General features: G+C 63.3%; 28 protein-coding genes. 12 read left to right on the top strand and 16 right to left on the bottom strand.

The genetic code is table 11. The annotated features are described in order from the left end of the window. Positions 1 to 15: 15 nt before the first annotated feature. A complete protein-coding gene (locus AC5FRW_RS18810; protein ID WP_493570002.1) occupies positions 16 to 741 on the top strand; it encodes a diphthine--ammonia ligase in 726 nt (241 codons plus the stop codon). 53 nt (positions 742 to 794) lie between these two features. Continuing rightward, positions 795 to 1,571, top strand: a complete 777-nt coding sequence (locus AC5FRW_RS18805; protein ID WP_493570001.1) for a response regulator — start codon at positions 795 to 797, stop codon at positions 1,569 to 1,571. Here AC5FRW_RS18805 and AC5FRW_RS18800 read toward each other — a convergent pair whose 3' ends face one another. The 6 genes from AC5FRW_RS18800 to AC5FRW_RS18775 all read right to left on the bottom strand — a co-directional run bounded on the left by AC5FRW_RS18800 (position 1,572) and on the right by AC5FRW_RS18775 (position 6,396). Then, positions 1,572 to 2,540, bottom strand: a complete 969-nt coding sequence (locus AC5FRW_RS18800) for a nucleotidyltransferase family protein (RefSeq protein ID WP_493570000.1) — start codon at positions 2,538 to 2,540, stop codon at positions 1,572 to 1,574. 189 nt (positions 2,541 to 2,729) lie between these two features. Continuing rightward, positions 2,730 to 3,119 (bottom strand): methylmalonyl-CoA epimerase, encoded by a 390-nt coding sequence (gene mce, locus AC5FRW_RS18795; protein ID WP_493569999.1) that lies wholly within the window; start codon positions 3,117 to 3,119, stop codon positions 2,730 to 2,732. Between the two features lie 41 nt (positions 3,120 to 3,160). Beyond that, positions 3,161 to 3,598 (bottom strand): hypothetical protein, encoded by a 438-nt coding sequence (locus AC5FRW_RS18790; protein WP_493569998.1) that lies wholly within the window; start codon positions 3,596 to 3,598, stop codon positions 3,161 to 3,163. A gap of 88 nt (positions 3,599 to 3,686) precedes the next feature. Further along, complete coding sequence (locus AC5FRW_RS18785; protein ID WP_493569997.1) at positions 3,687 to 5,369, bottom strand: acyl-CoA mutase large subunit family protein; 1,683 nt, start codon at positions 5,367 to 5,369, stop codon at positions 3,687 to 3,689. A 66-nt stretch (positions 5,370 to 5,435) separates the two neighbouring features. Beyond that, positions 5,436 to 5,600, bottom strand: a complete 165-nt coding sequence (locus AC5FRW_RS18780) for a hypothetical protein (protein WP_493569996.1) — start codon at positions 5,598 to 5,600, stop codon at positions 5,436 to 5,438. A 61-nt stretch (positions 5,601 to 5,661) separates the two neighbouring features. Next, positions 5,662 to 6,396, bottom strand: a complete 735-nt coding sequence (locus AC5FRW_RS18775) for an HFX_2341 family transcriptional regulator domain-containing protein (protein ID WP_493569995.1) — start codon at positions 6,394 to 6,396, stop codon at positions 5,662 to 5,664. A 169-nt stretch (positions 6,397 to 6,565) separates the two neighbouring features. Here AC5FRW_RS18775 and glyA point away from each other — a divergent pair, with 169 nt between their 5' ends. Beyond that, positions 6,566 to 7,810 (top strand): serine hydroxymethyltransferase, encoded by a 1,245-nt coding sequence (glyA, locus tag AC5FRW_RS18770; RefSeq protein ID WP_493569994.1) that lies wholly within the window; start codon positions 6,566 to 6,568, stop codon positions 7,808 to 7,810. An 83-nt stretch (positions 7,811 to 7,893) separates the two neighbouring features. Here glyA and AC5FRW_RS18765 read toward each other — a convergent pair whose 3' ends face one another. After that, positions 7,894 to 8,475, bottom strand: coding sequence for a GNAT family N-acetyltransferase (locus AC5FRW_RS18765; RefSeq protein WP_493569993.1), 582 nt, complete (start codon positions 8,473 to 8,475; stop codon positions 7,894 to 7,896). A 105-nt stretch (positions 8,476 to 8,580) separates the two neighbouring features. Further along, entirely contained in the window at positions 8,581 to 12,624 is a 4,044-nt protein-coding gene (locus tag AC5FRW_RS18760; protein ID WP_493569992.1) for a DNA polymerase domain-containing protein, read from the bottom strand. Between the two features lie 156 nt (positions 12,625 to 12,780). On the opposite strand from AC5FRW_RS18760, the gene AC5FRW_RS18755 reads away from it, so the two are divergent. The 3 genes from AC5FRW_RS18755 to AC5FRW_RS18745 are packed head-to-tail and all read left to right on the top strand — an operon-like array spanning position 12,781 to position 13,886. After that, positions 12,781 to 12,969, top strand: a complete 189-nt coding sequence (locus tag AC5FRW_RS18755) for a DUF7331 family protein (protein WP_493569991.1) — start codon at positions 12,781 to 12,783, stop codon at positions 12,967 to 12,969. A 38-nt stretch (positions 12,970 to 13,007) separates the two neighbouring features. Next, positions 13,008 to 13,415 carry a DUF7322 domain-containing protein gene (locus AC5FRW_RS18750; protein WP_493569990.1) on the top strand — a complete coding sequence of 136 codons (408 nt, stop codon included), beginning with the start codon at positions 13,008 to 13,010 and terminating at the stop codon, positions 13,413 to 13,415. A 45-nt stretch (positions 13,416 to 13,460) separates the two neighbouring features. Beyond that, on the top strand, positions 13,461 to 13,886 hold the full coding sequence (locus tag AC5FRW_RS18745; protein WP_493569989.1) for a DUF7346 family protein: 426 nt from the start codon (positions 13,461 to 13,463) through the stop codon (positions 13,884 to 13,886). On the opposite strand, the gene rad50 is transcribed toward AC5FRW_RS18745, so the two are convergent. The 4 genes from rad50 to AC5FRW_RS18725 are packed head-to-tail and all read right to left on the bottom strand — an operon-like array spanning position 13,883 to position 18,470. Beyond that, positions 13,883 to 16,558 carry a DNA double-strand break repair ATPase Rad50 gene (gene rad50 / locus AC5FRW_RS18740; RefSeq protein WP_493569988.1) on the bottom strand — a complete coding sequence of 892 codons (2,676 nt, stop codon included), beginning with the start codon at positions 16,556 to 16,558 and terminating at the stop codon, positions 13,883 to 13,885. The two genes, AC5FRW_RS18745 and rad50, sit on opposite strands and share 4 nt — an antisense overlap. After that, on the bottom strand, positions 16,555 to 17,811 hold the full coding sequence (gene mre11 / locus AC5FRW_RS18735; RefSeq protein WP_493569987.1) for a DNA double-strand break repair protein Mre11: 1,257 nt from the start codon (positions 17,809 to 17,811) through the stop codon (positions 16,555 to 16,557). Before mre11 ends, rad50 begins: the two co-directional genes overlap by 4 nt. Beyond that, the gene (locus AC5FRW_RS18730) at positions 17,808 to 18,158 is read right to left on the bottom strand and encodes a DUF7966 family protein (protein ID WP_493569986.1); all 351 of its coding nucleotides are present in this window, start codon (positions 18,156 to 18,158) and stop codon (positions 17,808 to 17,810) included. Before AC5FRW_RS18730 ends, mre11 begins: the two co-directional genes overlap by 4 nt. Before the next feature lie 39 nt (positions 18,159 to 18,197). Further along, a complete protein-coding gene (locus AC5FRW_RS18725) occupies positions 18,198 to 18,470 on the bottom strand; it encodes a MarR family transcriptional regulator (protein WP_493569985.1) in 273 nt (90 codons plus the stop codon). A 191-nt stretch (positions 18,471 to 18,661) separates the two neighbouring features. Here AC5FRW_RS18725 and pan1 point away from each other — a divergent pair, with 191 nt between their 5' ends. Then, the gene (gene pan1, locus AC5FRW_RS18720; RefSeq protein WP_493569984.1) at positions 18,662 to 19,876 is read left to right on the top strand and encodes a proteasome-activating nucleotidase Pan1; all 1,215 of its coding nucleotides are present in this window, start codon (positions 18,662 to 18,664) and stop codon (positions 19,874 to 19,876) included. A gap of 111 nt (positions 19,877 to 19,987) precedes the next feature. Beyond that, a complete protein-coding gene (locus AC5FRW_RS18715; RefSeq protein WP_493569983.1) occupies positions 19,988 to 20,116 on the top strand; it encodes a hypothetical protein in 129 nt (42 codons plus the stop codon). Positions 20,117 to 20,127: 11 nt separating this feature from the next. Here AC5FRW_RS18715 and AC5FRW_RS18710 read toward each other — a convergent pair whose 3' ends face one another. Together AC5FRW_RS18710 and AC5FRW_RS18705 are read right to left on the bottom strand one after the other, a co-directional pair. Beyond that, positions 20,128 to 20,901 (bottom strand): SIMPL domain-containing protein, encoded by a 774-nt coding sequence (locus AC5FRW_RS18710; RefSeq protein ID WP_493569982.1) that lies wholly within the window; start codon positions 20,899 to 20,901, stop codon positions 20,128 to 20,130. Between the two features lie 105 nt (positions 20,902 to 21,006). Then, complete coding sequence (locus tag AC5FRW_RS18705) at positions 21,007 to 21,288, bottom strand: DUF7111 family protein (RefSeq protein ID WP_493569981.1); 282 nt, start codon at positions 21,286 to 21,288, stop codon at positions 21,007 to 21,009. 70 nt (positions 21,289 to 21,358) lie between these two features. Between AC5FRW_RS18705 and AC5FRW_RS18700 the strand changes: the two genes are divergently transcribed. From AC5FRW_RS18700 to AC5FRW_RS18690, 3 genes are all read left to right on the top strand, one after another. Further along, positions 21,359 to 22,795, top strand: a complete 1,437-nt coding sequence (locus AC5FRW_RS18700) for an HTTM domain-containing protein (RefSeq protein WP_493569980.1) — start codon at positions 21,359 to 21,361, stop codon at positions 22,793 to 22,795. Positions 22,796 to 22,844: 49 nt separating this feature from the next. Then, entirely contained in the window at positions 22,845 to 23,141 is a 297-nt protein-coding gene (locus AC5FRW_RS18695; protein ID WP_493569979.1) for a PadR family transcriptional regulator, read from the top strand. 71 nt (positions 23,142 to 23,212) lie between these two features. After that, on the top strand, positions 23,213 to 23,467 hold the full coding sequence (locus AC5FRW_RS18690; RefSeq protein WP_493569978.1) for a hypothetical protein: 255 nt from the start codon (positions 23,213 to 23,215) through the stop codon (positions 23,465 to 23,467). Here AC5FRW_RS18690 and AC5FRW_RS18685 read toward each other — a convergent pair. After that, complete coding sequence (locus AC5FRW_RS18685; protein WP_493569977.1) at positions 23,464 to 24,633, bottom strand: acyl-CoA dehydrogenase; 1,170 nt, start codon at positions 24,631 to 24,633, stop codon at positions 23,464 to 23,466. The genes AC5FRW_RS18690 and AC5FRW_RS18685 overlap by 4 nt on opposite strands. A 52-nt stretch (positions 24,634 to 24,685) precedes the next feature. Then, a complete protein-coding gene (locus AC5FRW_RS18680) occupies positions 24,686 to 25,546 on the bottom strand; it encodes a 3-hydroxyacyl-CoA dehydrogenase family protein (RefSeq protein ID WP_493569976.1) in 861 nt (286 codons plus the stop codon). Positions 25,547 to 25,727: 181 nt separating this feature from the next. Here AC5FRW_RS18680 and AC5FRW_RS18675 point away from each other — a divergent pair. Continuing rightward, on the top strand, positions 25,728 to 26,375 hold a 648-nt coding region (locus AC5FRW_RS18675), incomplete at its 3' end, for a class I fructose-bisphosphate aldolase (protein WP_493569975.1).

Genomic DNA, 26,375 nt, shown 5'->3' with positions numbered 1-26,375 from the left:
CCGGCAAGAGCGGGTATGACCGGTGCGTGGGTGAGCCTGTTCTCGGGCGGGAAAGACTCCTCGTGGGCGCTGTATCGTGCGATCGAAGACGGACTGAACGTGGAGCGACTCGTCACCGTCCACCCGTCGGGGGACTCCTACATGTATCACATCCCGGCGACATCGCTCGCGAGTCTGGCCGCCGAGAGTATCGGCATCGAGTTGATCGACGTGGAACCCGACGACTTCGAGGCCGAGAGCGCGACCGACAGCGGGCAACAGGGTGACGACGAACTCGAACCGCTCGAAACAGCCCTCCATGAGATAGAGGAGGGCCTCGACGGTGGCATCGCTGGCGTCACGGCGGGAGCCGTCGAGAGCGAGTTCCAGACCAGCCGAATCGAAGCGATGTGTGACCGCCTCGGCGCGGAACTGTACGCACCACTCTGGCAGGAAGATCCCCGGGCGCTCGCAGACGCGATGCTTTCGGCGGGCTTCGAGATCAGGATCATTCAGGTGGCCGCGTACGGTCTCGACGAGTCGTGGCTCGGTCGCACCATCGACGAGACCACACTCGCCGACCTCGAAGCACTCAACGAAGAGTACGGCGTCCACATCCTCGGCGAGGGCGGTGAGTTCGAGACGCTCGTCACCGACGGTCCCCACATGGACCGACCGATTCGGCTGGCGTACGAACCGGAGTGGGACGGGACCCGGGGGTCGATCCGAATCGAGGACGCGTGGCTCGGTGATGGGTCGTAAGCGTCGCTCGCTGGCGGAACGCTGATAGACTCTGCGATAGTACATTGCAAATAATGACACTATCGATCCTGCACGTCGACGACGACCCCGGACTCCGTGATCTCGTTTCGACGTATCTGGAGCGCGACGGGTCTGACCTCGACTGTACGGTCACGAGTGTGGCCGACGCACAGGCAGCCTTGGACCTGCTGGAGGACGAATCGACGACGTTCGACTGCGTCCTCAGCGACTACGACATGCCGGGCGCAAACGGAATCGAGTTCCTCAAGATGCTCCGCGAAGACTACCCGGAACTCCCCTTCCTGCTGTTCTCCGGCGAGGAAACGAACGAACTCGCTGCCGACGTGATCGAGGCCGGCGTCACGGACTACGTCCAGAAGGGACTCGGTACCGATCAGTACACGATGCTGATTCGACGGATCGAACATGCGGTCGACTCCGAGGGCCAGTTCGACCCGGACACAGACATTCAACTGGACAGCGTCGGCATCGTCGGACCGGACAAAACCTTCGAATCGGTCGACCAGACCTACGCCGACCTCTACGAGTACGATCCCGAGGAAGTCGAAGGCCGGTTCTGGGCCGATCTCCACCCCACAGCGGAGGTCGAACACATCGAAGAACACGTCTTGCCGGTCGTCGAATCGGGGGGCAAGTGGGCCGGTCGCAGCGAGGGCCTGCGATCGGACGGGACGACGTTCACCGAATCGAAGATGGTGACCGCACTCGACGACGGACGGCTACTGATCGCGGTCTCGGAATACGATGGCGGTGAGCAAGGCGATAGCGACGGGAGTAGACGGGACGACGGCGAAGACGACCCTGCTTGATTATTTCCCGTTCGTGATCGTGGTGTGGGCACCGATCAGTGCCCCTGCCAGATCCAGATCTTCGATGTGGGTCTCGCGGTCGATGATCGATTCGCGCACGTCTCCATCGCGGATCGTCGCGTTGGGGAAGACGACCGACCGGTCGAGACTGGTGTTGCTGATCTCGGCACCGCCGAGGACGTGGACGTTCTCACCGAGGGTCGCGTTCTCGACGGTCGCCGACTCGGCGATCATATTCTGGCCGTCGAGTTCCCAGGCCACGGCATCGAGATAGCTCTCGGGCGTTCCGATGTCGAACCACGCGCCGTCGAAGGTGAAGGTGTTGACGGTGGAACGCTCGACGAGCCACTGGACGTACCAGCCGGGTTCGTCGGGGTTGTTCCCACTCTCTAGGTACTCCTCGAATCTGACATCGTCTGCCGGGTACGCGTAGCAAGCGATCGAGACGAGCGTACTTTTGGGCTCGTCGGGCTTTTCCTGAAAGTCGACGATTTCGGTGCCGTCGACGTCGACCAGCCCGTACGATTTGGCCTTCTCACGGGAGCCAACGTCGTAGGCGGCGATCGTCGGCGTTCCTTTCTCCTCGAAGAAGTCGATGAAGTCGGCCACGTCGAAGCTGATGAGATTGTCACCTGCGATGACCAGTAGGTCCTCACCGGCGATCCCCTCGCGGTCGACGAGCTGGGCGAGCGCCCCGATGACGCCGAACTTCTCGTCTTCCGCCGCCGTCTCCTCGACGGTGAGCTGTGGCTTCTCGAACGGCGATTCGTCGAGATGGGCCTCGAAGTCGGCGGCGAAACGCTCGTTCGTGCTGACGAACACCTCCGAGATTCGATCGTCCGATTCGAGTTGCTCCAGGATACGATCGATGACGGTGGTTTCGCCGATCGGCAAGAACATCTTCGGCCGATGTTTCGTCACCGGCCAGAGTCGTGTCGCGTAGCCGCCAGCGAGGACGACAGCCTTCATATCAGCACGATTCCGGGGAGCGTGTAAGTCCTTTTTGTTCTCCTTGCCGTCAGAAAATGAAAGGCGGCTTGCAGGTCTATCCTCGATCGACTACCAGATGGCGACAGCTCTACGAAGACTGTGGCTTCGACCGCGACACGAAGACTGGGTTCCAGATCGACCTGCGTGAACCGTAGGACACTCCCCGACTCAGTGTTCGACGAACTCCAGTAACACGCCACCGGTCGACCGGGGATGGAGAAAGGCGACCTCGTGGCCCCACGCACCCGGACGGGGTTCGTCGTCGATCAGATCGACCCCGGTGGCACGGGCGGTGTCGAGTGCGGCCTCGATATCGTCGGTCGCGACGGCGAGATGGTGGATGCCGGGGCCGTGGCTGTCGAGATAGCGGGCGATAGCGCCGTCTGCGTCGGGCAGTGGTTCGAGCAACTCGAAGTATCCTCCATCGAGGTCGAGGAAGGTGACCGCAAGCCCGTCGAACGTCTCCTCGTGAACGATCGGTGCGTCGAGCAGGTCGCCGTACAGTGTCGCGAGTGTGTCGGCATCGTCGGTCGCGATACCGGCGTGGTCGAAGTGCATAGCTGCACAGAGACCGGGCAGCTACTAATCGCTGTGCCCGCTCACGCGGACTCGTTGAGCACCCAGAAGCGAGCGCCGCTCGTATCGCGATTGCGAACCGTCATGACCGTCTCGCCGTCGTGGACGACAGTGAGCGAATCGAACATCTCCGGGAGCGAGATGGCTGCCTGATAGTGACAACCGGGTTCGATACGCTCGGTCATGATCTGCAGTCGATAGTCGCTCTCGCCCGAGAGCGTCGCGTTGGCGACCGGCCCCTCGATGGTGCGATTCAGTAACACGGTCTGGTATCCCTGATTGGGCACCTGTGCGGCCCACCCGGTCGTATCTATCGGCTCACCGCAGCTACTGGTGACAGACATCGAAGGCACCGAGACACCGAGTCCGCGCTGGAACCCCAGTCCAACAGCCGTCGTGGCGGCGATCCCCACCAGGAGACCGATCAAAAAGACCGCGAGGAGTCGTCTCGTTTCGGCCATCTAGTTTGGCGATGTGCTCCCGGGTTAAATGGTTTGTCGCAATCGTCGGACGGTGACCGGTGCTCGAATTGACAGGAAAGGATCGGAGTCACATCGCAGCGCCGGGCTGGTACTCGCCAAACTCATCGCGCAACACGTCACAGATTTCGCCGGTCGTCGCGTAGGCCTTGACCGCGTCGATCATCGGCGGCAGAAGGTTCTCGTCGCCCCGGGCTGCCGATCTGAGGGCGTCGAGACGGTCGGCGACGAGGTCGTCGTCACGGTCGGCTTTGAGATCGTCGAGCCGTTCGTGCTGGCGCTGTTCGAGGGTCTCGTCGACCTCTTCGATGTCGACTGGCCCCTCCTCGTCGACGGTGTACTCGTTGACGCCGACGATGATCCGCTCGCCGTCCTCCTGTTCTTGCTGGCGTTCGTAGGCCACGTCCTGAATCTGGCGCTGGACCCACTGATCCTCGATGGCCTGTCGCATGCCGCCCCGTTCGTCGACGGTGTCGAGGATGTCGCGGGCCTCGGCTTCCAGTTCGTCGGTGAGTGACTCGACGTAGTAACTCCCGCCCAGCGGGTCGATAGTGTCTGCAGCCCCGGATTCGTGCGCGAGGATCTGCTGGGTCCGCAGGGCGGTGCGAACCGACTCCTCGGTCGGCAGCCCGACGGCTTCGTCCTTGCCGTTGGTATGCAAACTCTGGGTCCCCCCGAGAACGGCCGCGAGTGCCTGATAGGCGACCCTGACGACGTTGTTCTCGACTTGCTGGGCAGTCAGTGTCGACCCGGCGGTCTGGGTGTGGAACTTCAGTTGCTTGCTCGCTGGATCGTCGGGATCGAAGCGCTCGTCCATGATATCGGCCCACAACCGTCGAGCGGCCCGGAACTTCGCGACCTCCTCGAAGATGTTGTTGTACGATGCAAAGAAGAAAGACAGCTGTGGGGCAAAGTCGTCCACGTCCAGCCCAGCGTCGAGCGCTGTCTCGACGTACTCGATGCCGTCACCGAGCGTGAACGCGATCTCCTGTGCGGCCGTCGAGCCAGCCTCTCGGATGTGATAGCCCGAGATGGAGATGGTGTTGAAGTTTGGCACCGCATCGGCGCAGAACTCGAAGATGTCGGTGATGATCCGCATCGACGGCTCGGGCGGGTAGATGTAGGTGTTGCGGGCGATGTACTCCTTGAGCACGTCGTTCTGGATGGTCCCCCGCAACTGTTCTCGCGGGACGCCCTGCTGGTCGCCGATAGCGACGTACATCGCCAACAGGACGCTCGCAGGCGCGTTGATCGTCATCGACGTCGACACCTCGCCCAGATCGATGCCGTCGAAGACGACCTCCATGTCCCGCAGCGAGTCGATGGCGACGCCGGTCTTGCCGACCTCGCCCGCAGCCATCGCATCGTCGGAGTCGTAGCCCATCTGTGTCGGCAGGTCGAAGGCCATCGACAGTCCGGTCTGGCCCTGATCGAGAAGATACTGGAAACGCTCGTTCGTCTCGGCGGCAGTCCCCATGCCGGCGTACTGGCGCATCGTCCACAGCCGCCCGCGGTACATCGTCGAGTAGACCCCGCGCGTGTACGGTTCCTCGGCGGGATAGCCCAGATCCGCCTCGTAGTCCAGATCGGCCACGTCCGCTGGTGTGTACAGCCGATCGACCTCGTGGCCTGCCGTGTCCGTCGTGAAGTTCTCCTCGCGCTCGCCGAAGCGATCGAGGGTCGGCTGGACGGTCTCTTCGTGCCAGCGCTCCTTTTCGGCACGGATCTCGTCCAGCTCGTCGGGATCGAACATGGCCGATGGTTCGGTGCCCCCGACTAATAGTGTTGGCTGCCCGCGACTGTCAACGCCGGCACGCGATCAGGAGGGATGCTGGTGCTTGATCTTCTCGGCGTGGACGGCCGGGACCGGTGTCCGACAGTCGCGACAGAGCCACGTCACACGTCGACCGCCGTGTTCCTGAACCATGTCCTGCCGGTATCGCACGGTCGCCCCACAAACACAGTCGTAGGTCGCCGTCGTCATACTTGCTGTTGGATCGACAGTTCGATAAATCGATCGGCGGTGTATGCCGGTCGCTGGACTCTCACTGACGCTCTTCGATCAGGTACCGGAACGCGCGCAAGGTGTTCCGACCGGCGTCGGTCAGCTCGACGAGCTTCGAGCGGCCGCGTTCGGTCACGGTCACGTAACCGGTTTCGACCAGCGGCTTGAGGACGTGACTGTCGAGCAGGCGGTACTGGCTCTTGCGGTTGGCCGCGTCGTGCTCGGCGAGGAACGGCAGGCCCTCCGCTTCGCCGAAGTCGATAAGTGCGCGTTTGGTCGCACCGCCCTGTGCATCGAGGTGGTCCATGACGGCCACCTGCTGGCGGTCCGGGTGCTCCATCGGATACGTCGGCAGTTCCGTGACTTCGCGGATGCCCTCTGCCACGTCGCCGTCGGTCTCGGCGGCGTAGCGCTCGGCGCGGACGTAGTAGGGGGTCGCACCGGTCGCCATGCAGGCAATCATGCCGCCGATGGCGGTGACCTTGCTGCCAGTCGCGAGGTTGACGTACACGTCGTGGTCGGAGAACTCGGTCGCCAGTTCGGCGATGGTCCCCAGCGAGTCGTAGAAGTCGAAGATGTCGCAGTCGATCGTTTCGTGGGTGATCCCCGCATCGTCCAGTCGCTCGCGAATCGTCTCGCCGTAGGACGGGTGGGCCGTCTGATCGTCATCTTCGAGCAGCAGCACGCGGTCCGCGCTGAACCGCTGGGCCGAGAGGACGATCCGGTCGTTCTCGTACCCGACTGGCATCAGGTGCACGCGCTGGGCAACGTCCATGGTGACGGCGTCGACACCCCCGTACAAAAAGACTGTGTCGACAACACTGACAGTGTCAGCGATGCTGTTCGAACACGCCGCTGTCAACTGTGTCGACTGTCGTCTCTCTCTCGTCGTTCTAGTCACTGTCCTGACAGTACTTTTACCGAACGGGCCACATCGTTCGCCCATGCCGACAGACCTGATGGCAGTCGACGAGTCGCTCGCAGACGCGCTCTCAGCGGAACGATCACGCCAGCGAGGGACGCTGACACTGATCGCCAGCGAGAACCACGCCAGCGACGCCGTCCTGCAGGCCCAGGGGTCGGTGCTGACGAACAACTACGCCGAAGGCCGGCCGGGCAAGCGCTACTACGGCGGCTGTGCGCACGCCGACGAAGTCGAGCGACTGGCGAAGGAACGCGCAAAAGCGCTGTTCGACGCCCCTCACGCAAACGTCCAGCCACACTCTGGCACGCAGGCCAATCTCGCTGCCTACGAGGCCTTGCTGGAACCGGCCGACCGCATCCTTTCACTGGAACTCAGCAACGGCGGCCACCTCAGCCACGGCCACGGCGCGACGGCGGTGGCGACCCACTACGACGTAGAACACTACCACGTCGACCCCGAGACCGGCCGCCTCGACTACGATGCCATCGAGCGACGCGCTCGCGAAACAGACCCTGACCTGCTCGTCTCGGGCTACTCAGCGTATCCCCGACAAGTCGACTGGGAACGGATGCAATCCATCGCGGCGGCCGTCGACGCTCACCACGTCGCCGACATCGCCCACCTGACCGGTCTCGTCGCGGCCGGCGTCCACCCCTCGCCGGTCGGCGTCGCCGACGTAGTGACTTGTTCGACGCACAAGACGATCCGGGCCGGTCGCGGTGGTCTGATCATGGCAAGCGACGAGTACGCGAAGGCGGTCGACCGAGCGGTCTTCCCCGGCTCTCAGGGCGGTCCACTGATGCACAACGTCGCGGGCAAAGCGGCTGGCTTTCACGAGGCACTCCAGCCAGCATTCGAGGACTACGCGACCCAGATCGTCGAGAACGCGAGCGTGCTCGGTGAACGACTCCGCGAACGGGGCTTCGATCTGGTCTCGGGTGGCACGGACGTACACTTCGTCCTCGTGGACTTCCAGCGGAGCCATCCCGACCTCACGGGCCAGCGCGCCGAGACCGCCCTCGAAGACGCCGGCATCGTCTGCAACAAGTCCGCCGTCCCCGGCGACCGGCGCAAATCGACGGTCACCAGCGGCGTCCGTCTCGGTACGCCAGCGATCACGACGCGGGGGTTCGACGCCGAGGCGACTCAGCGGCTGGCCGACTGCATCGCGGACGTACTCGACGCACCCGACGAGGAGAGCGTTCGAGAGGATGCGCGGCGAACCGTCACCGATCTCTGTGATTCGTTTCCGCTGTACGAGTAGCGTGACCCGCAGGAGCCGAGTCTATCGACCAGTGTCGTACTTGTAGGTCGCCTCCTCCGGGTCTGGACCCGCAGGAGCCGAGTCTATCGACCAGTGTCGTACTTGTAGGTCGCCTCCTCCGGGTCGATCCCGAAGTCCTCCGGTCCCTCAGTCGGTTCCGGCTCGTCGGCCTCGGGCGACGCCTGCTTGAACGCGTCCCGGAGCCGACGGGGCATCTCGAAGCGCTCGACGGCAAGTCGCACCGGAACGGCGTCGGACTGGATGTTCTCCTGTTTGGTCGCCAGTCGGTCCCGGAGTTTCTCGGGTAACTGTGCCACGTCGATGCGCTCGAAGCCGAACTGTGCGAGATAGTCGGCTTCGTTCGTCAGTGCGTAGACCTCGTCGAAGCCTTGATCGCCGGCGTACTCGACGAGTCGTTCGATGACGTGGGCACCGACGCCCTGCCCGCGCCACTGCTCTACGACGCCGATGCTGGTGAGTTCACAGATGTCGGCATCGTCCGTCTTGTGGATACGGATGCGGCCGAAACCGGCCTTCTCGTTGTCGGCCTCGTCGATAGCGATAACGTAGTCGCGGGACCGGAAGGCAGTGTCGTCGAGTCCCATCGCCTCGATGTGATCCAGCAGCCAGACCTCTTCTCGGTTCTTTGCGTCCCGGACGTACATGTCCGTTACTTGGCTTTCCCCGGTGAAAAGCATACTGTCAGTAGCGGCGGCTTACCGCGACTGCTCGACGGACGAGACAGTGATGGGCTTGCAGGCCCGGTCGGCCTACATGAACTGGCCGAGACCGGTCTGTTCCTGCCCGGACTTGACCTCGTCCCACGAGATGCCCATCGCTTCGAGGATGCGTGCGATCGGTCCTTTCAGCGTCTTGTCCAGCATCTTCTCCCAGTCGACCTCGAACTCCTCGGGAATCTGGTCGGCGAACTCGAAACAGATCACGTCCGGGTCACGGCGGAACTCACCGTACAACGGATCTTCGGCGGGGTCGAGATCAGTCTCGGCTTCGATCCGCTGGAAGAAGTCGTCGTGGACCCGATCCAGATACAGCCGCTTGGGTTTCGATCCGCTCGCGAAATTCGTCCCCAGCAGCATGTTGGCGTACTTCGCGCCACGGACCTGTGCGGTGTCGGTGTCGTAGTTGTCGAGTTTCTTCCCGATTCCTCCGGGGATACCCACGTCCTCGGGATCGACGTTACCGGCCTGGAAGTCCTCGATCACGTCGTGGACGTAGGTCTTGATGTCTTCTGGGTCCTCGCCGTGGACGATCATGTCGATGACCTGCTTCTGGACGCGCTTGGTGATCGGCGCGATATCGGAGCGCTGGTACTCGAAGCCCGTGATGTCGATGTCGTCGACGTCTTTGCCCTCTTTCCAGACGATGTGGCCGGCGTAGCGCTTCTTCTTGCCCGCCTGGAAGAACCGCCGATACAGCTTCTCGAACTCGATCTGGAAGCGGTGGAACTGCGCGTTCAGGCGTTCGAGCGCGAAGTCGTCGTAGGACTCGTTGATCGTCTCTTCGAGTTCGAAGCCCTTCTGGATCGTCGCTGCGATGGTCTCCAGTTCTGCCTCGTCCATCTCAGGGTGTTTCGCTCGCATCTCGTCGGTAACCTCGACATCGCCGTCTACGTCGTCGGCAGAAATACCAACCAATTGTAACATAACCGAGTCGGTGTCCCCGTAGACGACTTCGTACCCCTCGTTCGCGACGACCTCGTCGGTGTAGTCGATCACTTCCCGACCCGTCGCCGTGACAGCCGCCCCCATTTCCTTGTCGTAGAGGCGGAACCGATCCCATCCGAGGACACCGTAGAGCGACTGACCGACGAACTGGAATTTCCCGTTCCGCCCGGCGAGCAGAGTGTGGTTGTCCTCAACCGTGACACAGTGAACGCCGTTCTCGGCCGTGCTTTCGCCGCCACTCCGGTGCATCCGGAGCGTGTTCTTGCTGTCTTCGGTGACGTAGATGCGGTACGTTCCACTGTCTTCATTGTAGCTGGCGGTGAGTCCGAGATGGGTACAGAGTCGCAAGACATCGTCGCGGAGCCGTTCACTCGCAGTGCTGTAGCGCCAACTGTTGGTCTGCCAGTCCCCGTCGCCAGCGATGAGCGTCTCAAGGAAGGCCCGTTTCTGTGCTTGGCTCGTTTCGAACACGAACTCGGGAATCCGCTTCTCGAAGCTGTCGCTGCCACAGAGCCGTTCGAAGAGATCACCAAGCAGTTTCGAAGTGAACTGGTACCCTTTCTCGTCGACGTACGCGTCGAACCCCATGCCGTCGAGGAGGCTGCCTATCCGTGTGTGGTCGTCACCAGATCCCCCGTCCGGGACCGCATCCTGTGCAATGTTCACCGTTGTTGAACTACCTCGGAAATGTTCACCAAACTGCTTGTCCGCAGATGTGTAGACGCTCCCTTCGGTGATGTACCACGCCAGCAGTTCGAGGAAGTCGTCACCGTCGTAAAACCGCGGAATCCACTTGCGACCGCGCTCAGAGTGGACGTAGAACCCTGAACAGCTCTCATCAAGATACGCACGGTGCTCCCGGAACGACTCGGCATCAAACACGTAGCCAGTCCCGTCTTCACCTTGCTTTTGCATCTTGTCCGGACGGTACCCCACCTCTGCGGCAAGAGTATGCCCGTGGTCGTCGTTGTCACACCACACCTCGAACGCACCGTCAAGGATGTCGACGAGATCCACCTCGTTGAGCCGCTCACCGTCGGGACCGTCCCAGTCGTGTGGCAGTTCGTAGTTCGTCGCTCGATCGAGGTTGCCCGCTTCGACGAACTGGTACTCGTCTTCGGTGATGCCGTTGGTCTCGTTCTTCCGAACGAGCATTCGGTGGTTCGGCGTCACCCGGAAGTCGATCTTGCTCGTCTCGATGTCGACGAGGTCGCCCCGATAGTCTGGGTAATCGTGGGTCTCGACGACCGGCTTGACCTCCAGGCGCATCGTCTCGGGATCAAGTGAATACACTTCGTCGCCGATTTCGAGGTCGGTGATGTCGCGCACGCCGTCGGGTGTGACGACCTCCGTATCCGGCGTGAAGCAGTTCATGATCACCTTCACTGCCGCTTGCTGGCGGTCGTAGCGCTCGTACGCCGCGTCTTCGGGATCGTTCTCGTTTCGGAGGGACTTCTTCTCTTCGCGCTCTGTCAGGAGTTCGTCGACCATCTCCCGGATCACGCCGTCCGGCTCTTTTCGGAAGTGGGTGCCGTTGGGTGCGCGGTAGGTGTCGCCGTCGTATTCCTCGGGATCGACCTTCGTCTCGGGACTCGCGTTGGTCGTGACCATGCACATCGGGTACAGCGACTTGAGGTCGAGCACCGTGACGTTCTCTTTGACGCCGGTGATCGGGTCGAAGACGGCCCCGCCTTCGTAGTCCTCGCTCTCCTGTTGGCCCTTCGAGGGGAGCGCGAACTCGCCGTGGAGTTTGTGCAGGACGTACATGTCGACGGCGTCGCCGGGCGTCGTGGCGTCTTCGAGCTTACAGCCGACGAAGGTGCGGACCTCGTCCCAGAACGGGATGATGTTCTGGTCGCGGTCGAGTTCGACACACAGCTCCACGTCACGGAGGTTGTACTCCAGCAGACGTTCGGGGTCGTCCTCCCAGAGGTCGCCGATGTCGCCAGGGTAGCGCTCCTTGCCGACGCCGAGTTCTGCCTCGCCGACGGCGTCCAGTCGATAGGAGTCGAGTTCGCTGAACTGGGTGCGCTGGTAGGCATACAGCAGGTCGAAGACGACCCGGCCCTTGATGTCCGGGCCGCCCCAGCCAGAGCGCCAGACCTCGTTTACACGCGAGAGGCGATCGATCGAAAGGTCGTAGTCGTGGTGTGGTCCCTGCAGTTCTTCGAGACGGTCGAGGAAGTACGGCGCGTCGAAGTCGTCGAAGTTCCACCCGCTGAGGATGTCGGGATCAGTGTCGTCGACATACGTGACGAAGGCGTCGAGCATCGCTTCTTCCCGTTCGAAGCGTCGCACGTCGACATCGAGACTCGCCTCGTCTTCGATCGGTTCGTAGTCGGTGAGTGCGTCGGGACCGGCGACGCCGTCGGGGGCTTCGTAGAGCCAGACGACGTACTCGTCGCGATAGGAGTCGTGGCTGGTCAGGCAGACGATCGGCTCCTCACCGTCTTCTGGGAACCCCGAGCGGTCGTCGACCTCGATGTCGAAGACGTTCACCCGCGGGCTCGCCTGTACGTCTGCCGGTCCGACTTCCGCGTGGTGCACACGGAGGCTGCCGTCGTCTTCCTCCCGGAGCGGGACCTCGATACCGCTCGTGAGTCCCTTGTCGATGAGGAATCGATTCGGGAACAGAATGTCGGCCTCGTAGTGGTCGAATTCGTCACGGATCTGGCCCACGTCGCGAGGTGTTCGGCCGAAGATTTTGACGAGGCGCTCGCCGCGAATCGACTCGTAGGCCTCGCCCTCGTCGTCGACTTCCTCCCAGCCAGTGATCGAGTCGTACTGGCGGAGGCGTTCGTCGGTGACGTTCGCTGCCGGCGCGTAGAAGTACGGTTCGAAGTCGTAGATGCGCGCGTGGACGGCGTTCTTCTCGGCCGTGCGGCCGAAGACGTGGATCACGGGGTACTCGTCGTCGCCCCGCCCCTCGATGGTGTAATCGACCTGCGTGACGGCCATCGAAACCGTGTCGTCGACAGCTGGAAAGAGATGGTCGCTCGCGTCGACGACATCCGCAGTCGAGGACTGCTGTCCGGCGACGGCGGCTGCTTCCTCAACGGCGGCGCGCTCGTCGTCTGGGGGCGCATCGTCTCCGATACCGAAGTCCCCAAGCTGGCCCTGCTCAGTCATGTTGTCCCGTCGTTCGGGATGCCCGATAAAAACAACGACGGTCCGGCGATCGACTGGCGAACCCGGGGGGTACCTGTTAGTGGAAATGCAAGACGAAAGTATCGTCACAGCCAGAAGGTATATGGTAACTCATGGCATACGTGCTGATGAGTCCCCATGTCGGACCAAGCAAGTGCAGACGAGCGGGACAGCACGGAGGAACTACGCTCCGAACCCGGAATGCCGTCGGCTATCGAGACGACCGAGACCTACGAGACCGAAGAGGGGACAGTATTCTACGACGCCGAGAACCCGCTGGCGTGGCTCCAGACGGACTCGGCAGTGACGCTGACCGAACAGGTGTAGGGCGAACCGCTTTTGAGACGTGCGTTCCAATTACAGACGTGAGTCGCGACGATCCAGACGAGAGCGGATCTGGGCCGACGGTGCCGGAGGCACCGTCTCCGAGTGGCCCGGACCCGGAACAGATCGGGCCAGAGATTCCACAGGCACCGGGTTCGGAGACCGACCCCGAACAGCTCGGCCCGGAGATTCCACAGGCACCGGAACTGAAGCCGAGCGACGCCGACTCCGAGGTCGTCGGTCTGTTCTGGAAGCTCGTGATCGTCTTCAACGTCGCGCTCCTGGGTCTCTCGGTCGGCCCGATGATCGGGTTCTTCGAAGGCGACTGGGACTTCGGGCTACAGGTGTTTGCCGTCGGTGCCATCGCCTTTGCCTACGGGCTGGTCCGGTATTACCAATTCATGAACGGTCGGGACAGCGACGACGAGGACGCGGCGGCGAGTGAGTGACGACGAGCACAACGTCTTAACGACGTGGCACCGTAGCAGGTACCGATGCGGACTGTCGAAGACGAGACCGGCACGCGCTACCTGCTCGTGAAACAGTCGAGCGAGTCGAGTCGCGTTCGTGATCCCGAAACTGGCGAGGAACATCACGTCCCGAACGACACCATCGAAACCGTCGACGGAGCCAGCACCCTGACGACGGCTGCGGCCGCCATCGACGATCCACTTCGACGGGTCCTGACAGCCTGTCACGACGAGCGGGCGCTCGGTCTCCTCCTCGAACTCGACGAGGCTGGACCGACCGACGTGCGCGTCCTGCTCGACCGATACGATCTCTGTGAGAGCGATCTCCACGGAATCGTCGCGGAGCTACGCGCTGCCGGACTCGTCGATGAAACCGCCGTTCCCGGCGGTCGTGGCTACGAGACGACGCCGAAGGCGAGCGACGCGCTGGCGACGTTGCGCGAGGATTAATCGGCAATCTCGGCGACGACACCACTGTCGACGCGTTCGACGCTCGACCGGTTCGTCGTCGAGTTCTTCTCGACTCTGACCAGCGCGTCGGCCGCACCCACGAGTTCCTCGTCGTGACTGACGACGACTATCTGTTCGACGCCCACGTCGTCACGCATGAACTCGATCAGGTCGAGCAGTTGTGAGACGTGGCCCGAATCGAGGAACACGGTCGGCTCGTCGAGGATCAGCGGCGGCATCGGCGCAGCCCCGTCGATCCCTTCGGCGAGCAAGCGGTAGATCGCACACCGCAGACTGAGGTTGAACAGCGCACGTTCGCCGCCCGACAGCTGCTCGGGATCGAGTGCCTCGCCGTCCTTCTGGTACACCGTCAGCTGGTACTCTCCGTCGAGTTCGATGTGGGAATAGGAGTCGTTCTGATACACCAGATCGAACGTCTCGTTGAGCATCCGTTCCAGCGTCTCGACGTTGCGCTGGCGCAGTTCCGCCCGAACGGTGCCGTACATCGATTCGAGGTCTTCGGCCTCCTCGTACAGCGTCGCGAGCTTTTCGACCGTCTCGGCCAACTCCTCGCGGCGCTCGCGAAGGGCTTCGAGTTCCTCGATTTCGTTCTCGACTGCACCAGCACTGGCTTGCAGGTCGTCGCGCTGTTCGCGCAGTTCGTCGAGTTTCGCGTCGGCCTGTTCGATGTACTCGATGGCACGTTCGCGCTCGCTTCGGGCCTCCTCGACGTTCGCGTCGTCGAACTCGGCTTCGAGCGCGTCCTTGCGCTCGCGCTTGTCGGCCAGTCGCTCGCGGCGCTCGTCGTTGATCTCGCCTTTCTGGACCCGTTGCTCGCGCAGGCGTTCGAGGTCATCCTCGATCGTCTCGACCTCGTCCAGCAGGTCGGCGATCCGTTCCAGTCGCTGGAGGTCCTGTTTCAGTTGCTGGCTCTCCTGATTGCACTCGGCGACGACGCTGCGACACTCCTCGACGTTCGCTTCGGCCTCGCTGGCGGCCGCTCGTTTCTCTTCGGCCTCGGCGTCGAGGTCCTCGGCGTCGGCACGGAGTTGTTCGATCCGCGCTTCGTCCTCGTCGAGACCGCCTTCGCGTTCTTCGATCAGTTGGCGGACGTTCTCGCGGTTGCTCTCCAGTTGGTCGAGTTCACTGGCAGTCTCGACGAGTGTCTCGGCGCGTTCGAGTCGCTCGGTGCGTTCTGCGACGGTCTCGCGAGCGTCGTCGAGTTCGGCTTCGAGCGCTTCGATACGGTCGCGCTGGTCCTCGATTCCTTCGACGTGAGGTGAGCCGTCCACGTCCTGTCCGCACTCGGGGCATTTCCCCGCCTCGCGGAGTCGCTGGGCCTCGTCGAGACTCTTCTGTTCGTTTTCGAGCGTCGTCTGTAGCTCCGTGACGCGCTGGCGAGCGTCGTCGAGTGCCGACGCGACGGTGTCGCGGTGCTCGCGCACGCTGTCACGGCTCGTCGGAGCGTCGTCGAACTCGGCTTCGAGTGTCTCGATCCGGTCGTCGATCTCCGTGAGGTTCTCGCGGCGCTGGGCGACGTTCTCGCGTGTCTGAGCCAGTTCCGATTCGAGCCGGTCGGCCTCCTCGCGTTTCTCTGCCGCCCGCGATTCGAGGTCGTCAGCCTGTTCGCGTAACGATTCGGCCTCGCTGCTGTGTTCCGAGGCCGCAACGCGCTGCTCCTCGATCCGGTCGCGAAGTTCGTCGTCGCGTGCTTCGAGTTCGTCGATCCGAGCCGAGACTGCGTCCGGGTCCGCCTCGTCGAGATCGCTCTCTGCGACGGCGTCGTCGAGATCGTCCGCCTGTTGTGCGAGCGTCTCGCGTCGCTCTCGTATCTGCTCGTCGAGCCGATCACGTTCCTGCTCGGTCTCGGCGATGGTCTCACGCAGGTCGGCGATCTCGTCGGCCAGTTCGTCGAGTTCGGCCTGTTTCTCCTCGTACTCGTCGATGATCGACTGGGCGTCATCCCTCGTTTTCATGGCGCGCTCGCGCTGTGCTTCGAGGTTCTCGATCTGGTCGGTCGTCTCCCCGATCCGGCTCTGGAGTTCGTTGAGCCGGTCGTGGAGCTCTTTCTGTTCTTTGGCTGCGATCTGGTCGTCGAGTTGGCCCAGTGCCCCCTGTTTGTCGTCGCGCACACGACCGATACCGACGCGGGCGTCGCTGGCCCGCTCGCGGTAGTCTTCGAGCTTGCCAAGCTGGAGGAGGTCGTCGAGCATGTCCTGACGTTCCGCCGGAGAGGCGTTGATCAGCTTGTTGACCTCGCCCTGCCGGACGTACGCACAGTTGACGAACGCGTCGCTGTCCATGCGCAGGAGTTCGGTCACTCTCGCGCGCACGTCTCGTGCCCCCTCGAAGCTCCCGTCCGGCGTCTCCAGGACGCACTTGGCGGTCTGTGCCCGGTCACCGGTCGCACGCACTCGGCGCTCGACGTGGAAGTCGCCGCCGCCGTGTGAGAACCACAGTTCGACGGTCGCATCTTCGGCACCAATCGAAACGATGTCGTCCAAGTTCTCGTCGAGTGCCTTCGTCCCGTACAGCGCGAAAAAGCAGGCTTCGAGCAGCGAGGACTTGCCGCTGCCGTTCAGGCCGTGGATCACGGTCACGCCGCGGTCGAGTCGCAGGTCGGCGTCGCCGTAGCACTTGAAGTTCTCCATGCGAACGCGTGCGATCCTCATAGATACTCACCCATCGTGGACTGGTCCTCGATGTCCTCGTCGGTCGCGTCCGTGCCATCGTCCGTCCCGGAATCGGTGCTCGCAGCCGTGGTCTGCTGTTTGCCGCCGTCGGCTTCGGCGGCTGTCGCATCGGTGTCGTCCGCCGTATCGAACACCGCCAGATCGCCGCTCTCGACCAGTTCAGTGACCCGATCCTCGACGGTGTCGGCGACGTTCGAATCAGGCACTTTCGAGGCGCGAATCGTCTCGTCGATGTCGCGTGCGGCCTCGCTCAGTCCGAGGTCGCGGATGCGCTCGCGGACCGCCTCGTCGGGGTCGGCGAAACTCACCTCGACCTCCCGTTCGTCGGCGAACTCCCGATGGTCGGTGACCCGAGCGACCAGCGCGCCCCGGTCGAGAGCGAACTCCTCGATGCCTGCCGGCGTGAACGGGTCGCCCTCGCCCTCGACGTGGACGATGACGACAGCGTCGTCGAGGTCGTGTTCACCGATCCGTTCGGTCACCCGGTCCAGCCCCTCGCCCTCGGTCAGTTCCACCTCGACGAAGACGAATTCACGGGTGTCGAGACCGCGGCGGGTGATCTGGACGTCGCCGTCGAAGGTGACGATGTTGTATCCCCGATCCTCGCGCTCGTCTGCGCTCGCGCGCTCGGTCGATCCACAGTAGGTGAGCCACGTCTCTTCGACCTGTTTCGTACCGGGTTTGTGCTCGTCACCGAGCAAGAGTGCCTCGAAGTCGACAGTCGACTCCTCGACGATCCGGGTCGCGTCCCACGTGCCGTAGTCGAACGGCTGGAACTGGCCGTGGCTGACCAGTGCGGCGTGATCGGCCTCGTGGGGAGCGAAGTCGTAATCGAGAGCGTCCCGCTGAGAGCGCGGAACGAAATCAAGCCCGTAGAAGGCTGTGTCACCGATCACGTGCGGTTCGTCGTCGAGTCGAATCGCGAGGCCGAGTGACTCGTAGAGGTCGAGCCACTGGGCGTCCCGCTTTGCCTCGTGGTTGCCCACGACGGCGAGAAACGGAACGTCTGCCTCGTCGAGTCGTTCCAGCACGGAGAGCGTGCCGAGCACGTCGGTCAGCGTCGGCCGTCGGTCGTGAAAGAGGTCGCCAGCGTGGACCACGGCGTCGGCGTCCTCGGCGATGGCGTCCTCGATCACCCGTTCGAACGCCGTCAGGAAGTCCGCCCGGCGCTCGGGGACGTGGTACTGCTGATACCCGATGTGGGTATCCCCGGTGTGTATCACCCGCGTCATCTGGGCGGGATTTTGTCACCGTCGCCTAAAGAGGTTCCGCGACTGGAGTGACACGGATCGCCAGCGACGGCAGCCTCCAATCGACGATACGCAGCCAGCGTCTCTCGACCCTGTGGCGCGCTGGTACTGACCGATCGTTCCGCGGCCTCTATCGCCCGTTCGAGGTCGGCGATCCCATCGTCTTCGAGGAACGTCGCGGCTGCGTCGAGGTCGTCGAGCGCCGCGGTCGCCCGGTCGATCGTCTGTCGGTACGCGGACTCCGACGACGGCGAGTCGGATGGCCCCTCGCCTTCGGTCCCAGCAGCTAGCTGCCGGAGTCTCTCCTTGACGAGATCTTCGTCGGTCACGGCGAGGGATGGCAGCGCGATCTGATATAAAGGGTTGGACTACTCGACGGTGAGAGTGTAGATCCGTTTGCGGGCGTCCGAGAACGAAAAGCGGGAGTCGACGGCACCCACGTCTTCGAGCCGATTGAGGGCGTACCGGACCGTCCGTGCCGGCAGCAGCGTCTCCTCTGAAAGCTGGCTCTGGGTCAGCGTGCCGTTGTACTCCAGCACCTTCGCGACCAGTTTCGCGCTCGGTGGGAGGTCCCGAACGGCGTCCCACTCGACTGCCTCGACCGCGTCACAATCCGTCCCTGCGAACTCGGAAGTGCTCATGCTACCAGCTCCTTTGCAATACAGTGTAATAATATTTTCTATCCCAAAATATGCTCATTAGTTATTGGCGAGAACAGATCCGTTGATTCGCCGAACCGTTCGGAGAGTGCCTGAGAGTGCCCATATCGCGGTGGAGTCAGAACCTGACCCGACCCGAAGCCTCATAACGGCTGACCCGCTAGCGAGTGGTAATGACCGACACCGTCGACGAGGTTGACCTGCCGTACGACGACGACGCGTCGCAGCAGGAGAAAATCGAGGCGTTGCAGGAACGCCTCGAGGTGTTGGAGGACCAAAACGAGGAGATGCGTGACAAGCTCCTCGATGCCAACGCCGAGAACAACAAGTACCAGCAAAAGCTCGAACGGCTCACCCACGAGAACAAGAAGCTCAAGCAGTCGCCGCTGTTCGTCGCCACCGTCCAGGAACTGACCGACGACGGCGTCGTGATCAAACAGCACGGGAACAATCAGGAGGCCCTCACTGAAGTCACAGAGGAGATGCGCGACGGGCTCGAACCCGACTCCCGTGTCGCTGTCAACAATTCGCTGTCGATCGTCAAGCGCCTCGACGACGAGACGGACGTGCGTGCCCGCGTGATGCAGGTCGATCAGAGTCCCGACGTGACCTATCAGGACATCGGCGGGATCGAAGAGCAGATGGAGGAGGTCCGCGAGACCGTCGAACTCCCGCTCAAGTCCCCCGAGATGTTCGCCGACGTGGGCATCGACCCGCCGTCCGGCGTCCTCCTGCACGGCCCGCCGGGCACCGGGAAGACGATGCTCGCCAAGGCCGTCGCCAACCAGACCGACGCCACCTTCATCAAGATGGCCGGCTCGGAACTGGTCCACAAGTTCATCGGCGAAGGCTCGAAACTCGTCCGTGACCTGTTCGAACTCGCTCGCAACGAGGAGCCAGCAGTGGTCTTCATCGACGAGATTGACGCCATCGCTGCCAAGCGAACGGAGTCGAAGACCTCCGGCGACGCCGAGGTCCAGCGGACGATGATGCAACTACTCAGCGAGATGGACGGCTTCGACGAACGCGGCGAGATCCGCATCATCGCCGCCACCAACCGCTTCGACATGCTCGACCGTGCGATCCTCCGCCCCGGTCGTTTCGACCGTCTCATCGAAGTCCCCAAGCCCGACTACGAGGGTCGCGTCCAGATCTTCAAGATCCACACGCGCAACATGAATATCGCCGACGACGTGGACTTCGAGAAGCTTGCGGGCGACATCGACGAGGCCTCCGGTGCCGACGTGAAGGCAATCTGTACGGAAGCCGGGATGTTCGCGATCCGCGACGACCGCACCGAGGTTCGTATGGAGGACTTCCTCGACGCCTGGGAGAAGATCGAGGCCAGCGAGGAAGACGACGAAGAGGTCTCGCGAACGTTCGCCTGACCACCGCTTTTCTATCGACTACGCGAGGACGCCGAGTTCGCTACCACCTCCACCCGTTCGATCGGTGACGGTCGCCAAAGGTTCTATGCGTACGCACGCCTACGTACCGGTATGCGCGTTCTCGACCGGTTCGACGAGCCTGCGTGGATGGCGGCAGCCGCGACGGCGATCAGCTACGGCGTCGTGTTGTTCGTCCTCTTCTGTTTGCTGTTCGTCGCACCGTTCCTCCTCCTGTCGTAACGCGGACGCTGTCACCGCTCGCGGTCGGCCTGTTGGGCCTCGTAGCTGACGGTGACTGTCACCGTGACCGAGACCGGACCGCTCTCGATCGTCGTTCCAGCACCACCGCCAGCGGTCTCGAAAGCCCGGACGGGACCGGAGAACGGTTCGCCGGCGTCGATCGACCGAACGCCGGTCAGCTCCAGCGATTCAGTCCCAGCGAGGGTCTCGGCCTGTGTGCGAGCGTTGCCCATCGCATCTTCGAGGGCCTGCTGGCGGAGCTGGCTCCGGTTCCCGTCCGAGAGCTGGAACTGAACACCGAGCACGGACGTCGAGCCGTTCGCGACCGCGACATCGACCAGTTCACCGACGCGACTCGTGTTCTCGACGGTGATCTCGAAGCCCTGTCGCGCACGATAGGTAACGGTCTCCGGGGTGTCGGTCGATGGCTGGAGATCAGGCGTCTCGGCGTTCGGCCGGACCTCGTCGAGCGAGTAATAGAGGGTTCGGATCTGGTCCGCTTCGACACCCGCGTCCGTCAGCGATGTTCGGAGTTGCGACGTGTTGTTCGCCAGTCGGTCGGCAGCGGTCGACGGATCGTCGGCGCTCGCGGCCGATTCGACCTGCAGGACCGCCACGTCCGGGGTACCGCTCGCCTCGCCGCTAGCGGAGACGGTGACCGTCGTGGCGTTCGTCGATTCGTTGGCCGCTTGCGCACTCATCGCCGTTGCTGCCGGGGCGACGAACGAAAGCGCAGTGAAAACAACTGTCGCGATCACGACCAGTCGACGTGTCTGTGTCTGCATGCCGGTCCGGTAGTCGACCGAGGCGTTTTGTTATAGAGCGAACGCCGGGCTTCCGATCGCCTTATCGACGCGAGTGTCCGAGTAAGCGAGTCCTATCCTGAACGGCTACATCCCCAAGTCCGCCGCTGGCTCGGGCACCGGGAGGTCGTGGGGCGCGACGCCCAGCAGCTCTCCTGCGTGGTCGAGCGCCATGTCGAACCCGTAGTACCGCTCCAGTTCGTCGCCGTCGGCGGTCGGGCGAACCTTGAGCATGGCGTACCCCTCTGTGTTCTGGGCAATCGCAGCGGTCTGTCCCTCGCGCTCGAACGTGAGGACCCGTTCGGTGTCGGTCTCGTAGTACCGTGCGGTCACGCCGTCGGCCGTCGCCGTCGCCACGTCGTCTGTCATCGCCGGTTCTAGGGACGACGGGTAGTCGAAACTATCGGTCCGACGGCGATGCAGAAAACTTGTATCACACATGGTCGTCGACCCGGACGAAATGCCCAGTGTCGAGATGCGTGCGAGGGCGGCGTCCGAGTGGCTTCGCCGCCGTGCCAGTGTCGATACGCGTGCACTGGCAGCGTTTCGAATCTCTCTCGGCGTGGTCCTCTTGCTTGATCTGCTGTTGCGAGCGCGCCATCTCGAAGCGTTCTACACCGACGCAGGCGTCCTCCCGCGGTCGACACTCCGGATCGTCTTCGGCGGCTATCACCTGGTCACGGTGCACGATCTGTGGGGGTCGGCGACGATGCAGGCGCTTCTCTTCGTCGTGGCGGCACTCGCTGCGGTCGCGCTGACGGTAGGGTATCGCACCAGAACCGCGACGCTCGTCTCGCTCCTGTTGCTCGTCTCGCTGCAGGCCCGCAATCCGCTCGTCCTCAACGGCGGTGACACGCTCTTGCGCCGACTCCTGTTCTGGAGCCTGTTCCTCCCGCTTGGCGAACGACTGGCCGTCGACGCGACCGACACCGAGCCACGGACCGAGGTCTGGGGGCTCGCGACCGTCGGATTCCTTGGACAGGTCCTCGCCGTCTACGTCGTCAACGCAGTCATCAAGCTCCGGGGTGACGCGTGGCCCTCGGGGCGCGCGCTCTCGCTCGTCCTCGATCTGGATCAGTTCACCGTCTTCGTCGGCGATGCCCTCGCCGGGATGCCCATGCTGCACCCGATACTGGGCTGGCTCTGGCTGGGATTGCTCGTCTCCGCACCGCTGCTGGTGGTGCTGACGGAATGGCGACGAGGGGCGCTCGTCGGTCTCTTTCTCGCCAGTCACGCCGGGATGGCGGTGACGCTGTCCATCGGGATCTTTCCGCTGGTCTCGATGATCGCGCTGGTGCCCTTCCTCCCACCGGTCGTGTGGGACCGACTCTGGCCGGTCTCAGCGCCGGCTGATGGACGGTCTGTTGGGCGGCAAGCACGCAAACAGGATATCGTGCGGGCGCCCCGGCGTCGACTCCGGCAGATCGGGCTTACCGTCGTGCTGGTCGTGCTCGTCCTCTCGAACGCGAGCACGCTCGGGGTCCTCCCGGTCGACGACTCATCGGTGCCCGAACAGTCCTGGGACATGTTCGCGCCGTCACCGCCACTGACTGACGGGTGGTTCGTCGCACCGGGACGGACGACGACGAACCGCACTGTCGACACGCTGGCCGACCGGCCGCTGGGCTGGGATCGGCCACCGGACCTCGCAGCGACCTACCCGAGTGCGCGATGGCGAAAGTACCTGATGAGTGTGCGAAGCGCCGACGACCGGCGGCTCAGACAATCACTCGCGCGGTCACTCTGTGGTCGGTGGAACCAGTCACACGAGAGCGATCTGCAATACGTCCGACTGGTGTTCGTGGCCGAACGGACGCGCCTCGACGGTCCCGACGAGCGTCGTCGGGAGCCACTGGGGCGGTACGGCTGTCGATAGGGAGAGCCAAAGGACAACAGTCGAGTGGCACCGTGTCGTCTCCCGAGACATGACCAAGTGGCTCCAGAGTGGCCGGCGACGCGACATCTGCATCCTGCTTGCCGGCGAAGACGGCATGAACGCCCAGACGCTCAAGACGCGCCTCGAACGCCACTACGACGAGCGCATCGATCCTCAGAGTTTCTACGGAGCGCTGTCGGCGATGGTCGACAGTGGCTTCCTGAACAAAGAGACCGAAGGGATCGCCGATCTGTACTCACTGACCGACGCGGGCGCTGCTCGTCTCGACGAACAGTACGCTTGGATGCGCGAGCACCTGGACAGGACCGAGGAGGCTGACGGCTGACCCATTCGATCTGGAGCGACCGCGTCGGAGCGAGAGTCACCCTTTAGTGCGGTCCAGTGTATCGCCACAGTATGTCCCTGCCCCGTTCCGCCCTCTACGCGGGCCTCGACGCGCTCCCGTTCGCGTTCCTCGGGAGTCTCGCAGTGTTCGTGTTCGGTCGCGCCGCTGGCCTGACCCCGGGCGTCGTCGGCGCGACTGCCGCGCTCGTCGGCGCTGCACTCCTCGCTGGTCTGGGTACGATCAGTGCGAACCGCCATCGGGCCAGCGGAAAACCGTTCTACTTCGTCCGGGCGGTCGTCGTCGAGGGCCTGCTCTCTTTTCCCTAGTCGAGTAACTGGTCGGCGATGGTGTTGCGAAGCACCTCGCTCGTCCCCTCGTAGATCTCGTTGAGTTTGGCGTCGCGATAGAAGCGCTCGACCGGGAAGTCCTTCGTGTAGCCGTAGCCGCCGTGGATCTGAATTCCCTCGTTGGCGACCTCACGGGACACCTCCGAGGCGTACAGTTTCGCCTGTGCAGCCTCCTTGACGAAGTTCTCACCGCGGATCTTCTTGTCGGCCGCCTTGTGCATCAGCATCCGGGCGGCCTCGGTCTTCGTGTCCATGTCGGCGAGTTTGTGCTGGATCGCCTGAAAGTCCCCGATGGGCTGGTCGAACTGCTCGCGCTCGCCTGCGTAGGCGGTCGCCTCGTCGAGGGCGGCCTGTGCGATGCCGACGCCGCGAGCAGCGATGGTGATCCGGCCACCGTTGAGCGTCTTGAGCGCGTGGACGAATCCGCGGCCCGCCTCACCGAGGCGACGGTCGGCAGGCAGGTGCATCTCCTCGAAGCGCAGTTCCGCGGTCGGACAGCCCTTGTCGCCGAGTTTGTCCTCCGTTCCCTCGACGTGGAAGCCGTCGTCTTCCTCGGGCCGGACGATGAACGACGAGATGCCCTTGTTGCCCGCTTCCGGGTCGGTCTTGGCGAAGAGGACGACCGTGTCGGCGACGGAGCCGTTCGAGATCCAGAGCTTCCCGCCGTCGACGACGTACTCGTCGGGTTCTTCTTCCTCGTGGGGGTCGCCACCGACCGGTTCGGCCGTCGTCTCCATCGCCGGCACGTCGCTGCCCGCCCCGGCCTCCGACAGCGCGAACGCGCCGATCTCCTCGCCTTCCGCCAGCGGCGTGAGGTACGCCTCCTTCTGGGCCTCGTTCCCGAACTCGTAGATCATGTTGCAGGCCAGCGAGATGTGCGCGGCGACGATGGTCCCGAGACCGCCACTGCCCCGCGAGATCTCTTCGAGCGCCATCGCGTAGGCGTGGTAATCGAGACCAGCACCACCGTACTCCTCGGGGATCGGCATGCCCATCAGCCCCAGCTGGGCCATCTCGTCGACCAGATCCTGCGGAAACTCGTCGGTCTTGTCGATCTCGGCCGCACGCGGGACGACCTCTTCGTCGACGAACTCACTGACCATCTCGCGGATCTGACGCTGTTCCTGGGTGGGGGCGAAGTCCATGTCCACGATATTCGACTCCCGGGGCTTGAGTGTTCGGCTGGAATCGATGCGATCACTCGTACTCGTAGAACCCCGTGCCAGTCTTTTTCCCGAGGTCGCCCGCCTCCACCTTCCGCCGTAGCAGATACGCCGGCTGATACCGATCCCCGAGTTGTTCGTGGAGCGTCTCGCTGGCGTCCAGGACCACGTCGAGTCCGATGTGGTCGGTCAGTTCCAGCGGTCCCATCGGGACGTTCGTGCCGAGTTTCATGCCGCGGTCGATGTCGGCCTTGCTGGCGACGCCCTCGTCGTAGGCCCGGATGCCCTCGTTGAGCCACGGCATGAGGATGCGGTTGGTGACGAAACCGGGTTTGTCGTCGGACTCCCACGTCTCCTTGTCCAGTGTGGCGGCGAAGTCGTGAGCCAGTGCGACTGTCGTATCGCTCGTGCGCTCGCCGACGACGAGTTCGACACCCGTCATGATCGGGACGGGGTTCATGAAGTGGAGGCCGACGACCTGCTCGGGCCGTGTCGTCGCGCTGGCGATGGTCGTGATCGAGATGGTGCTGGTGTTCGTCGCGAGCACCACGTCGGGCCGACAGATCTCGTCGAGGTCCGCGAAGACGGACTGCTTTACGTCCACGTCCTCGACGACGGCTTCGACGACGAGGTCCACGTCGGCGAGATCGCCGAGTTCGGTCGTCCCGGTGATGCGCTCGCGTGCCGCCTGTGCGTCCTCTTCGGCGAGTGTCTCGCTGTCGACCAGCCGCGAGAGGCTGTCGTCGATCCCTTCGAACCCCTTCGTGACCAGTTGTTCCTCGATGTCGCGCATGACTACCTCGTAACCACTGGTCGCAGCGACCTGTGCGATGCCAGCGCCCATCGTGCCAGCGCCCACGACACCGACGCGCTCGATCTCTTGGATATCGGACATGCGCGCTGATTCGACCGCCGACAGCCTAAGTGTGTTGCCGAGTAGCACCCGTCATGGTCCCGAATTTGGGGGTGAAATCGGCACCTGTCGGCAACATGGTCCGCGAGTATTGAATATTGACTCAGATTGTAGTAAATGTCAAGAACAATATATTTATGCACCGGTCGTCAACAGACGGACGATGCGTCCCATCGACGCGACTCCGCTTACGCGTGCTGGCAACGTACTGATCCTGGCGTACGATCACGGGCTCGAACACGGCCCGGTCGACTTCGAGGGCCGTCCCGAGAGCGCGGATCCCGAGTCAGTGTTCCGCACGGCCACTCACGACGCCGTCACGGCGCTGGCAGTCCAGAAGGGGATCGGTGAAGCGTACTACCCCTCCTACGAAGACGACGTGACGCTGCTGGCGAAGCTCAACGGCACCTCGAACATGTGGATGGGCGAACCCGACTCGTCGGTCAACTGCTCGGCCGAGTACGCCGCGACACAACTCGAAGCCGACGCCATCGGCTTCACCATCTACCCCGGCTCGAACAACGAGGTCGAGATGGTCGAAGAGTTCCGCAAGGTTCAGGAGACCGCACGTGAGTACGACATGCCGGTCGTCCTCTGGTCGTACCCGCGCGGACAGGGACTCAAGAACGACACCAAAGAGAGCGTCATCGCGTACGCCGCCCGCCTCGGACTGGAACTGGGCGCCGACGTGACGAAGGTCAAGTACCCCGGCAGTAAGGACGCCATGTCCCACGCCGTCGACATGGCCGGCAAATCGAAGGTCGTCATGAGCGGCGGTTCGAAACGCTCCGACGAGGCGTTCCTGGAGAAC

The organism is Halomicrobium sp. HArcht3-1 (genome assembly GCF_058933345.1).
The sequence above is the reverse complement of the archived record's forward strand: the minus strand, read 5'-3'. Positions and strand labels throughout refer to the sequence as shown.